This is a genomic window from Streptomyces torulosus, assembly GCF_001419765.1.
Taxonomy (GTDB): domain Bacteria; phylum Actinomycetota; class Actinomycetes; order Streptomycetales; family Streptomycetaceae; genus Streptomyces; species Streptomyces torulosus.
The window spans coordinates 1-11,429 of the sequence record NZ_LIRK01000764.1 but is presented as its reverse complement, the minus strand read 5'-3'; the positions used below and the strand labels follow the sequence as shown (position 1 = coordinate 11,429).

Below are 11,429 nucleotides of genomic sequence, written 5' to 3'. Positions count from 1 at the left end.
GATGAACGGTGAGCTCACCGTGGTGTGCGGGGCGGCGACCGCCAGACCGAGAGCGGCGAGCGCCCCCGCGCCCGGCGCCACGACCGGCAGCAGGGCACCGCAGATGCGCCCCGCCGCATACCCGGCCGACACCGCCAGCACCGCCAGCAGCACACCCTCGGGGCGGCCGCCCCGTGCCGCCGCCGTGACCAGCGACCAGGCCGCACACGCCCCGAGCAGGATCACGCCCGTGACATCGGAAACGTTCCGTCTGTCGGACGCGGCCGACGCTCCGGCCGCAGGCTCCGTCCCTGTGGACCCCAAAACGCCCCCCGACTGTGCCGGGCCCCGACCGCTCAACCGTGTTCGGCCGCACGTCAGAGGCTCGGGCACACCGTAACGGGTGAGGTGCCCAAGTGTGGACGAGTTGCGCAGGAACGATGCTGCAGAGGTGCGGCGAACCCTCGTCCGGGCCGCACCGGGACCGGGCGGACCGCGCTGTGAGCGCCCGGGGCACGCGCCGTACACTCCCCAAGTGACCGTCACCGCGACTCCCGTAGACGAGCCGGAACAGCTCGAACCCCAGGCCGCGCCCGTTTCCCGCGCGTCCCGATGGGCCCGTCGGCTCCTCCCGGCCGCCGCCGCGGCGCTCTCCGGAGTGCTGCTCTACGTCAGCTTCCCGCCCCGGACCCTGTGGTGGCTCGCCCTGCCGGCGTTCGCGGGCTTCGGCTGGGTGCTGCGCGGGCGGAGCTGGAAGGCGGGTCTCGGCCTCGGTTACCTCTTCGGCCTCGGCCTCCTGCTGCCGCTGCTCGTCTGGACCGGTGTGGAGGTCGGCCCCGGACCGTGGCTCGCGCTGGTCGCCATCGAAGCGGTGTTCGTGGCACTCGTCGGCGCGGGCACCACCGTCGTGTCCAAGCTCCCCGGCTGGCCCCTGTGGGCCGCCGCCCTGTGGGTCGCCGGCGAGGCCGCACGCGCGCGTGCCCCCTTCAACGGTTTCCCCTGGGGCAAGATCGCCTTCGGCCAGGCGGACGGCGTCTTCCTGCCGCTCGCCGCGCTGGGCGGCACCCCGGTCCTCGGCTTCGCGGTCGTCCTGTGCGGCTACGGGCTGTTCGAGATCGTCCGGCTGATCGTCGAGGCCCGGCGCACCGGTGCCGCGCTGCGCCGGGGGACCGCCGCCGTGGCGGCGCTGAGCGTGGCCGTCCCCGTGGCCGGCGCCCTCGCCTCGCGCGGCCTCGTCAGCGACAAGGCCGAGGACGGCACGGCGACCGTCGCGGTCATCCAGGGCAACGTCCCGCGGCTCGGGCTCGACTTCAACGCCCAGCGCCGGGCGGTCCTCGACTACCACGCCAAGGAGACCGAGCGTCTCGCCGCCGAGGTCAAGGCCGGCAAGGTGGAGCGGCCGGACTTCGTGCTCTGGCCGGAGAACTCCTCCGACATCGACCCCTTCGCCAACGACGACGCCCGCGCGGTCATCGAGCGGGCGGCCACCGCCATCGGCGCGCCCATCTCCGTCGGCGGTGTCGTCGAACGCGACGGCAAGCTCTACAACGAGCAGATCCTCTGGGACCCGGAGAAGGGCCCCACCGACACCTACGACAAGCGGCAGATCCAGCCGTTCGGCGAATATCTGCCCCTCAGGTCGCTCATCGGCGCCATCAACGACCAGTGGACGTCCATGGTCCGCAAGGACTTCAGCCGCGGCACCGAGCCCGGCGTGTTCACCATGGACGGCGCCCAGGTCGGTCTCGTCACCTGCTACGAGGCGGCCTTCGACTGGGCGGTGCGCTCCGAGGTCACCGACGGCGCCCAGCTGATCTCCGTACCCAGCAACAACGCCACCTTCGACCGCAGCGAGATGACCTACCAGCAGCTCGCCATGTCCCGGGTCCGTGCGGTCGAGCACAGCCGCACCGTCACCGTGCCGGTGACCAGCGGCGTCAGCGCGATCATCATGCCTGACGGGAGGATCACGCAGCGGACCGGGATGTTCGTCGCCGACTCCCTGGTCCAGAAGGTGCCGCTGCGCTCCTCCGAGACACCCGCCACCAAGGTCGGCATCCTGCCCGAGATGCTGCTGGTGCTGGTCGCGGCCGGTGGGCTCGGCTGGGCGATCGGGGCCGGTGTGCGCGGGAGGCGCGCCGGTGGCGTGTAGCCGTACGCCGCGCGTGCGCGTCCGGGAAGCGTCGGGGTGAGGGAACCGGCCCGTTAGGGTCGGCTCCATGGCTACCCCTGAATTCATCCGCACGCTCCGCGTCTCGGCCGGTCATCAGCTCCTCTGGCTTCCCGGGGTCACCGCCGTCGTCTTCGACGACGAGGGCAGAGTGCTGCTGAACCGCCGGTCCGACAACGGCCAGTGGTCGCTCATCGGCGGCATCCCGGATCCCGGGGAGCAGCCCGCGGCCTGTGCCGTGCGCGAGGTCCAGGAGGAGACGGCGATCAGGTGCGTGGCCGAGCGGATCGTCCTCGTCCAGGCACTCGCCCCGGTGCGGTACGACAACGGGGACGTCTGCCAGTACATGGACACCACGTTCCGGTGCCGTGCCGTCGGGGGAGAGGCACGGGTCAACGACGACGAGTCGTTGGAGGTCGGCTGGTACTCCCTGGACGCCCTGCCCGACCTGAGCGAGTTCGCGCTGTCCCGGATCAAGCAGGCCATGTCCGACGCGCCCACGTGGTTCGACCCCATCGTCTAACGGCGGCCTCCCCCGCACTCGGCGCACGGGTGCTCGTCGGTCCGGTGCGCCGCCAATTCCCCTCTCGTGCAGGACGGTTGGTGAGCGACCGGGCCGGCGGGGCCGGGCGCGGGCGGCCCGGGTCGGGCGTGTACGTTGGCTCGTGATCCGTTTCCGACCACGACGGCGCCGGCACCGGCGAAGGGGAAAACGAGCACATGGCACGCGTTGCCGTCATCACCGCGCCGAACATCGGGTACCGCAACACCGGCATGGTGACCGTAGACCTGGCGTTCGAGTCCCTCCGGCGGCGGATGGCCACCCAAGTCGACGCCACCTGGTACACCCTGCACCCCCCGGAGACGGTCGCACTGCGGGAGTGCGCGCGCGGCACCGAGTTCCCGTTCCGCTTCCGGCCGTTGGCCGAGCACCTCGACGAGCTGCGCGACCACGACGCGGTCGTCTTCTGGGGCGACTTCCTGCACACGCGGCACTATCTGGCGCAGGACGCGACGAACCGCCTCATGGACTTCGGCATGGCCGAGGACCGGGACGCGGCCCGGCAGTTGCTGAACCGCACGCTGCTGCTGGCGGACCAGCCGGACGAACTCCTGTCACGGACCCTCAGCTACGGCGGGACGATCCTGCACAACACGCAGTCCGACTACGAGGACAAGGAGTACGGCCCCCTGTTCTCACGGCTGGTGACGCGCAGTCACCGGATCTGGACGCGTGAGCCGCTCTCCGCGGCCAAGGTCGCCCGCTTCCGCGGGGACCGCGCCACCGAGCACTTCGGCTCGGACGCGGCCCTGCTGTCCCGCCCCGGCGACCTGGACCACCTCCCGGCCACGGCCTGGTCCCAGGACCTGCCGGAGGGCGGCGCGATCGGAGTGTTCCTCGGCGCGCGCACCGAGATCCCGGCCTGGCTGCCGGAGTTCTGCGCGTCCCTCGCCGACCGCCTCGGCGCCCCGCTCGAATGGCTGCCCTGGTTCGACCGGGACGTCCCGGCCCGCGCCGCCCACATCGCGCGGCGACCCGGCGACCACACCCTCGGCGACCTGCTGCACGTCCTGCCCCGGTACCGGCTGGTCGTCACCGACACCTACCACCTGGCGGTCAACGCCTGGGGCGCCGGCACCCCGGTCCTGTGCGTGGGCGCTCCCGAGCCGGTGCCGACGACCCACGACGACTATCTGACGCTGAGCGACGTGAAGAAGCATGTGTTCCACATGGCCTACGACGCGGCGGACTTCTATCTGACCACCCTTCCCGACACCCGCGAGGGCCACGAGCGGCGCCTCGACCGACTCGTCCACCTCGTGGAGGGCGGCGGCGCCGACGCCGTGGCGGCGCGGATACGCGAGCACGCCGACCAGTCGGCGACCGCCTTCACCGAGACGCTCACCTCGCTGCTCGACACCCCGCGCTGACCCGAGAGGGGAGCCGGGGGACCGCGGGACCGTCCCGGTCTACGGGCCGGGTGCCGCTACCAGTTCACCCGGCGCACCGACTGACGGATGACCAACTGTGTTCCCAGCACCACGTGGTCGTCGCCGACGGGGGAGTCCGCACGGCCGAGGGCGAGACGTACGGCGGTACGGCCCAGCTCCTCGTAGGGCACGCGGACCGTGGTGAGGGGCGGCGTCAGGTCGGTGGCGAAGGGCACGTCGTCGAAGCCCACGACGGACACCTCGCCCGGAACGTCGAGGCCGGCCTCGCGGACCGCGGCGAGCGCGCCCAGGGCGACCATGTCGGAGGCGGCGAACACCGCGCTGAACTCCAGCCCGGCACGCAACGCGTCCCGCGTACGGACATAGCCCGAGGCGCGCGTGTACGTCCCGGTGGTGTCCAACTCCTCGATGTGCTCGGCGCCGTGCGCGCGCAGCGCGTCGCGGTAACCGGCGCGGCGCTCGTCCCCGCTGCTGAGCCCCGCCTCCCCGCCGAGGAACAGCACCCGCCGGTGCCCGGACACCAGCAGGTGCGAGACGGCCTGGAAGGCGCCGCCCCGGTTGTCGTAGTCGACGACGGTCACCGGCATGTCCGGCGCCGGGGCGGGGCGGCCGACCAGCACCAGCCGTGACCCGGCGGCGTCCAGCGCCTGCGCGTAGCCGATCATCCGCCGCTTGTACGCCTCGTCCGGCACGACACTGCCGACGAGGAGGACGGCCGCCGCGTGCTGCTCCCGCATGAGCTGGACCAGGGCGTCCTCACGGGCGGGATCGTCGTGGGTGGCGCACACCAGGCTGAGCCGGCCCCGGTCGGCGGCCTCCTGCTCCACCCCTGCGGCGACATGGGCGAGAGATGGACCGGTGATGTCCTTGATGACCAGGGCCACCGGGCCCGCGACCCGCCCGGACAGCGCCTTGGCGTGCACATTGATCACGTAGTGCAGGGACTCCACGGCCGCCATGACGCGGGTCCGCGCCTCTTCCGAGACCGGATAGTTCCCGGCGAGCGTGCGGGAAACGGTTGCTACGGAGACGCCCGCCTTCGCGGCCACATCGCGGATCGTGCTGGGCCGCTCCTTGGCGGTGTGCTGCCCCTCACCCCGTTTGCGCCTGCCCGACCGGCCGGTTCGGGTCGTCGGCCGCTCGCTGTTCCCGTTGTCCGTCACGGCTCGACGCTACTGCATGAGGGGTGTGTCGGGGCTTGCCGAGAACGGAAGGGGACGTGGGGGGAACGGCAAACGTTTACCACTGTTCTTGTTGCTGCCTCTCGCACAGCCCGCCGGCCTCCGTGTTGCGCATCCATTGAGCATGTGTTCGCTCAGGCGTGGGGGGAAGTGATCGGCGATCCAGGGCCGACGTGACGGGGGCGAGGGCATGGGACGAGTCATCCGCGTGCGTGCCGTGATCGCCGCTCGCGACAGTGTCCCCGATACCGGCGAGTGACGGGCTGACCGGACGCCCGCCCGCCGTACCCGCCCGCCCGACACCAGGCACAGACGCCGCCCGCCCTCGTCAACGGAGGACAGACGCCCGTGCATCACACCACCGCCATGCTCATCGAACGCGGGGTGATCATCCTCGCCCTCGGCCTGCTGGGACGCCTCGCCGGACGAATGGGTTTCTCACCCATACCTCTCTATCTGCTCGCCGGGCTCGCCTTCGGCCAGGGCGGCATCCTCCCCCTGCGGGCCAGCGAGGGGTTCGTCGCCACCGGCGCCGGGATAGGCGTCATCCTGCTGCTGCTCCTGCTCGGCCTGGAGTACAGCGCCACCGAACTCGTCACCAACCTCAAGACCCAATACCCCTCCGGCGCCGTCGACTTCGTCCTCAACGCGGCCCCCGGCGCCGGACTGGCCCTGCTCCTCGGCTGGGGCCCGGTCGCCGACGTCGCCCTCGCCGGGGTCACCTGGATCTCCTCCTCCGGCCTCATCGCCAAGGTCCTCGGCTGCGCCCGCGTCGCCCGTGTGAGCCGTGGCCTCCGGCCGTCGGCTCGTCAACCGCCGCCGCACACCGGCAGGGTGGGGCGGCGGTCGTCGCCCAGGGCATCCAACTCCCTCAGACGGGCGTCCAGTTCGCCGGGGGCGACCAGGAAACGCAGCACCGCCTGGTGGAACGCGTCGCGCAGGGCCGGGGGCATGGTGTCCGAGGCGTCCCAGCACAGCCGCCGCTCCGCGCCACGCAGGATCGAGCCGATCCGCCGCCTCGGCGCGTCCTCAGGACCGTCCGGCGCGGCGGCCCTCCGGTGGGCGGTGAAGTCCGGCAGCCGGGTGTCGGGGTCGGCCAGGAACCGGATCAGCTTCTTCGCCTCGTCCGTCGCGTTGAGCAGGGCCGCGAGGTCCCCGGAGACCTCCCAGTGGTCGGCGCCCTCCCGCGCGCCCGGGATCACTTCGGCGGAGTGCACGAAGTCACCCGCCAGCGGCTTCCAGTGGCTGTCGCGGAACGAGCCCAGATGCTCCAGGTTCCGTCGAGAGCAGTCCCGGGCGAAGTTGTCCTGGAGCAGGCGGTCGACCCGGGACCGGTCGCCCGCGCCCACCATGTCGCCCCAGGTCCGCCACGCCTTCCGCACCCGGGGGTCCGTCCACGGGAGGCGGCCGTTCGCCCACTGCGCGTACACCTCCGGGCCGGCCTGCTGGAGCAGGATGTCTTCCACCCAGTCGGTGCCCGGCCAGCCCGAGGTGGCCCCGGACTCCATGCCCACGCACCAGCGGCCGGGCTCACCGGCGGCCCGCCCGACCCCGGCCCCCGACAGATCGCCGCCGTGCCACACCATGCTCTTCAGACCGGTCTTCACCGGCAGCCAGTACGTCCGCTCCCGGCCGTCCCCGCCCGCCACCTTCGGCACCCAGACCCCGCCGTAGTCACCCGCCTCGAACAGCCCGTCCAGCGGCTCCAGTCTGCCCTCGGCCGCGTACGCCGTCAGCTCGCCCGGACCCGGCAGCAGCGCCACGTCGGGTTGGGTACCGGCCGCCAGATCCGCCGCCAGCACCTGACTCAGGGCGGAACTGCCCTGGTACACGACGTCGATGCGGTGCTCCTCCTCGAACGGCCGCACCGCCCGCTCGAACTGCTCCCGCTCGGCACCGCTCCAGTTGGCCAGCACCGTGACCGACCCCGTCCAGCCCCCCGTCAGACGCACCGCCACGACCACCGCGGCGAGCAGCACCAGACACACCCCGACGGCGACGAGCGTCCGGGTCCGCGGGCGGCTCATCGCGGCCCCCTGAACCGGTACTCGGAGATGCGCGGCCCCAGTCCCGACACCGTCAACACCATCAGCACGACCCCTCCGACAAGGACCCAGCCGGACAGCGACGCCCAGAAGCCGGCATCCGCCATGTACCGCTCCACGTTCGCCCCGGCCTCGGGGATCTCGTCCGCCGACCGGACCCCGCGCAGCTCGGCGAGCGAGTCACCCATCGCCCGCTGCGCCCGCACCGTGAACCAGCCGAGGACCGCCACCCAGCCCGCCCACAGCACCGTGGCGGCGAGCAGCCACGGCTGCACGGCGGTACGGAAGCGGCGCCGCGCGAACCACTGCGCCTCCACCAGCGCCCCGCACAGCGCGAGGCCCAGCACCGCCACCGTGCCCCAGCCCAGCCACAGCGGCCACGGGAACGACGCCTGTTCACGGGCGACCGCCAGCCGCCGGTCCCGTAGTTCGTCGAGGCGCTCGACGATGTCGTCCCGGCCCCGCTCCGCGTAGTGCAGGAACGCCGCGCGCAGCGACGCGTCCTCCTCCTGCCCCGCCTGCTCCACCCACGCCGAGTACACCGTGATCAACCCGGTGATCGTCTTCAGGGTGTGACGGTCCGCCGGGCCGGCGACGTTCTCCGACGCCGCGACGGCGATGCTCTGGTGGGCCACCGATATCTGGGTGTGGAAGTCGCCCGTCGCGTCCGGCGCCGGCCCGCTCCCGTCGACGGCCGCGTGCGCCCGCTGCACGGCGTTCCTCGCGGTGTCCACGGCCAGGATTCCCGGGGCACTCGACGACGCCAGCGGCACGGTGTCGTCGTGCACGCCCCGGTAGGCGCCGAACAGCACCAGGGTGGAGACCACCGCGAGGGACAGCAGCACCCAGAGCCTGCGCACCAGATCACGCCCGGTGGTGTTCACGCCCGCTCCCGCAGGTCGTGACCGCACAGGGGACAGAAGCGCGCCGTCGCCGGCGTCCGCTCCCGGCACGAGGGGCACCGCACGGTGGCCGCGACCGGGTCGCCGAGGAACACGTCGTCGGTGGAGCCCGCGTCGGGCCCGTACGTGCTGTGGCTGCTCGCGGTGATCAGATGCTCGAAGTCCACGGCCGCCACACCGGGACGGAGCCGGACCCGGCCCGCCTCGGCGTCGAGGACCTCCACCAGGCGCTCCAGCCGGTCGAGAGCCTGCTCGGCCCCGATGGCGTGGGCCAGTTGCACGGCCCGGCCCAGGTGATGCTGCGCCGCGTCGCGCCGCCCGCCGCGGTGGGCGTCCGTCGCCGCGGCGACGGCCTCGCCGAGCCGCTGGTGGCGCTCGAAGTGCTCGACCTGGATGTCGCTCCGCCCGGACAGCGCCACGTCGTCGGTCCAGTGCACCACGCACGGCAGGGGCGGCGTCACCTCCACGCCCCGGCCGCCGGGCACGTCGAGGGCGACGACCGCGAGCTGCAGGTCCTCGCCCGGGGGCATGCCGGTGGGGTCCGCGGACAGGCACAGCTGGTACCGGCGGATCTCGTCGCCCCACGCGCGCGTGACGAACCGCAGGGTCCCGTCGCCGTCCGTGCCCACCGGGTCCAGCTCCACCTCGGTCGGAAACACCTGCTTGAGGGAGCGCACCTGGGCCCCGGCCGTCGGGGTCACCGCGATCACCAGCTCCGGGATGCTCTTCGCGAGCAGACGGCGCGTCAGCCGCGCGTACTCCTCGGGCAGGGACGTCTCCTCCCGCACCGACGACGCCGTGCCGTGCAGTCGGCTGGTGATCCGCAGCAGTTCCCGGCCGTCCCAGCCGTCGCCGATGCCCCAGGCGTCGCACACGAACCGTCCCGCGCACGCGTCCAGGACCTCCGACAGCGGCATCAGCTCGTCGTGCTGGTTCTTGCCGTCGGTCAGCAGCAGGACATGGCCGATGGGGGCGTCCGCGTCGATCAGCAGCCTGCGGGACAGGTCCAGCCAACTGCCGATGCAGGTGCCGCCCCCGGCCACCAGGTTCAGCACGGCCCGTTCCGCCCGCGCGCGGTGCCGGGCGTCGGCACGCGCCATGGTCGCCGTCGTCGGATAGACCAGGTCCGCCGACTGGGTGCCCCTGACCACCGCGAAGGGTGTGCCGTCCGGCAGCAGCCGCAGCGCCGCCACGGCCGCCTGATGGGCCGCGCGCAGCTTCTCCTGTGGGTACGCCATCGAACTGGAGCAGTCCACGGCCAGCACCTGCGCCAGCATCGGGCCGGCGCCACCGCCGCTCTGCGTGCCGTCGGCCTCGACGGTCAGGATGGCGTGCATCTGCGGTTCCCGCGCCTCGCGGGACAGGTACTTCCACTGGCTGAGGTCGAGGCCCACCGAAGTGGTCCCCGCGGCCCCGCCGCCCGCCGTTCCGTCGTTCCTCGCGTGCTCGTTCACGGATGCCCCTGTGTCCACGGTGTCCGTGCTCCTCGCCCTCGTCCGCGGGCCTCGGCCCGCCCGGCCCGTTCCCGGCCCGCCGGCGTCCCGGCCGCGGGCCCCCGCACCTTCACGCCGTCCGTCGCCGGCCCCGCAGCAGCTCCCGCAGGCGGACCGGCTCCGGGAGCACCGCGTACGCCCGGTCGAGCAGCTCACCGCGCTCGACGGCGCTGCCCGCCTGGTCCGCGAGCCTCCTCAGCGAACCGGACAGCCGGGTGCTCAACGCCCCGCGCGTGTCCAGCGGCCCGAACACCTCACCGGCCGGGAAACGCGGCCCCCACCCGCCGGGCGGGCGGCAGGCCAACGCGTTCTCGCGGACCTCGGTGACCAGCCGGTCCCAGGCGGCGCCGCCCACGAGGTGCTGCGCCGGGCCCGCCAGCCGCGCCAGCCGCCGGTCCGCGTCGGCCAACTCGTCCACCGTCGGCCCCGCTCCGGCCAGCCGGCCGGTGAGCACCCGGACCGCGGCGACGCGCGCGGCGTCGTAGTGCCGTGACGTCGTCGGCACCTCGTCCAGCACCGCGACCGCCCGCGCCCGGTCCCCCCGCCGCAGATGGAGCCGGGCGAGCCCGAAGGCCGCGCTGCCCTGCGTCCGGTCCCGCCGCCAGACGGCCTCGTAGTACTCCTCCGTCCGGTCCTCGGCGGCCGAGCGGTACTCCGCGCAGAACCCCAGCGCCAGCTTCGGCGCCGACTCCCCGGGCAGCGCGGCGTAGGCGGCCGCGAACTCGGCCTCCGCCCGCTGCACCTCACCACGTGTCAGCCACACCAGGCCCTGGTGCCAGAAGCCCCGCCAGTCGTACGCGCCACTGCGCTCGCGGGCCCGGTCGAGCCACCGCCCGGCCCGGTCGGTGTCCCCGTCGGCGAGGTAGGCGCGGCACAGCCACCACGCCGTCTCGACGGTGCCGAGCGCCGGGTCCCGTTCGGCGCGCTCCGCGATGCGCTCGGGGCTGCCGGAGACGAGACCGCCGAGCAGGACGGCCGCGGGATCCCCCGGATCGGGGATCGGCACCGGCAGCGCCCGCGCGGCGTCTGCGGGGTCCGGTGCCCCGACGGGCAGCTCCGGTATGTCCGGCCCGGAGCGGCGGGTCCAGTGGTCCAGCCCCGGCACCGTACCGAGGGCCGCGCCGAACACCGCCGCCGTCGGCTCGAACCGGGTGGAGCGCTCCGGGTACGGCGCGTGCCCGCTGAGCGCCTGGTGCTCGCGCAGCACCTCCCACAGCTGACGGGACATCTCCGCCGCGGACGTGAAGCGGGCCGCCGGCTCCGGGTGGGTGGCCCGTCTGATCAGCGCGTCGAAGGAGCGGGCGGCGAGCCCCGCGGCGGGCTCGGCGCGCGCGGCCAGGGTCTCCAGGGTCCGGCCGACGGTGAAGAGGTCGGTGTCGATGTGGAAGCCCCGCTGGTCGCGTTCCTTCTTCGGCGGCGCGTAGCCCGAGGTGTAGACGAGCGTGGAGGACCGGTCGTCGGTCCGCCGGATCGCCCCGAGGTCGATGACCTTGATGTCGCGCCCGTAGTGGATGACGTTCTCGGGCTTCATGTCGCAGTACAGCAGGCCCTGATGGTGCAGATACTCCAGCGCCCCGAGGATCTTGCAGCCGTAGGTGATCACATGGCCGATGCCGAAGGAGCAGCCGAAGAGGGCCGCGAGTTCCGCGTCGGAGGCACGCCGGATCCAGTCGAGCGAGCGGCCCCCGACGTACTCCATGACGATG

The 11,429-nt window shown here is 73.3% G+C and carries 8 protein-coding genes and 2 pseudogenes; 4 read left to right on the top strand and 6 right to left on the bottom strand.

The genetic code is table 11. From position 1 onward, the window contains the following. Nucleotides 1-225 (bottom strand): annotated as a pseudogene (locus AOK23_RS47405) (O-antigen ligase family protein); the annotation flags it as partial. Between the two features lie 289 nt (nt 226-514). Here AOK23_RS47405 and lnt point away from each other — a divergent pair. From lnt to AOK23_RS39415, 3 genes are all read left to right on the top strand, one after another. Next, nucleotides 515-2,131, top strand: a complete 1,617-nt coding sequence (gene lnt, locus AOK23_RS39425) for an apolipoprotein N-acyltransferase (RefSeq protein ID WP_055717250.1) — start codon at nt 515-517, stop codon at nt 2,129-2,131. Between the two features lie 67 nt (nt 2,132-2,198). Further along, a complete protein-coding gene (locus AOK23_RS39420; protein WP_055717249.1) occupies nt 2,199-2,672 on the top strand; it encodes an NUDIX hydrolase in 474 nt (157 codons plus the stop codon). 197 nt (nt 2,673-2,869) lie between these two features. Then, nucleotides 2,870-4,081: a hypothetical protein gene (locus tag AOK23_RS39415; protein WP_055717248.1), complete on the top strand. Its 1,212-nt coding sequence runs from the start codon at nt 2,870-2,872 to the stop codon at nt 4,079-4,081. A 56-nt stretch (nt 4,082-4,137) separates the two neighbouring features. Here the strand turns inward: AOK23_RS39415 and AOK23_RS39410 are convergent, their stop codons facing one another. Next, complete coding sequence (locus AOK23_RS39410) at nt 4,138-5,265, bottom strand: LacI family DNA-binding transcriptional regulator (RefSeq protein WP_079049962.1); 1,128 nt, start codon at nt 5,263-5,265, stop codon at nt 4,138-4,140. A gap of 366 nt (nt 5,266-5,631) precedes the next feature. Between AOK23_RS39410 and AOK23_RS46190 the strand changes: the two are divergent. After that, a pseudogene (locus AOK23_RS46190) lies at nt 5,632-6,045 on the top strand (cation:proton antiporter domain-containing protein); the annotation flags it as partial. A 47-nt stretch (nt 6,046-6,092) separates the two neighbouring features. On the opposite strand, the gene AOK23_RS39400 reads toward AOK23_RS46190, so the two are convergent. From AOK23_RS39400 to AOK23_RS39385, 4 genes are all read right to left on the bottom strand, one after another. Next, the gene (locus AOK23_RS39400; RefSeq protein ID WP_055717246.1) at nt 6,093-7,310 is read right to left on the bottom strand and encodes an ABC transporter substrate-binding protein; all 1,218 of its coding nucleotides are present in this window, start codon (nt 7,308-7,310) and stop codon (nt 6,093-6,095) included. Beyond that, nucleotides 7,307-8,212 (bottom strand): hypothetical protein, encoded by a 906-nt coding sequence (locus AOK23_RS39395; RefSeq protein WP_055717245.1) that lies wholly within the window; start codon nt 8,210-8,212, stop codon nt 7,307-7,309. The genes AOK23_RS39400 and AOK23_RS39395 overlap by 4 nt, the downstream gene beginning before the upstream one ends. Further along, nucleotides 8,209-9,702: a hypothetical protein gene (locus AOK23_RS39390; RefSeq protein WP_240496767.1), complete on the bottom strand. Its 1,494-nt coding sequence runs from the start codon at nt 9,700-9,702 to the stop codon at nt 8,209-8,211. The genes AOK23_RS39395 and AOK23_RS39390 overlap by 4 nt, the downstream gene beginning before the upstream one ends. Nucleotides 9,703-9,793: 91 nt before the next feature. Further along, a partial coding sequence (locus tag AOK23_RS39385; RefSeq protein WP_055717244.1) for a tetratricopeptide repeat protein occupies nt 9,794-11,429 on the bottom strand: 1,636 nt, incomplete at its 5' end.

What these genes read in the sequence shown, in the direction of transcription:
- AOK23_RS39400 (WP_055717246.1), bottom strand. Translation starts at nt 7,310, where the DNA reads ATGAGCCGCCCGCGGACCCGGACGCTCGTCGCCGTCGGGGTGTGTCTG.
- AOK23_RS39420 (WP_055717249.1), top strand. Translation starts at nt 2,199, where the DNA reads ATGGCTACCCCTGAATTCATCCGCACGCTCCGCGTCTCGGCCGGTCAT.
- AOK23_RS39415 (WP_055717248.1), top strand. Translation starts at nt 2,870, where the DNA reads ATGGCACGCGTTGCCGTCATCACCGCGCCGAACATCGGGTACCGCAAC.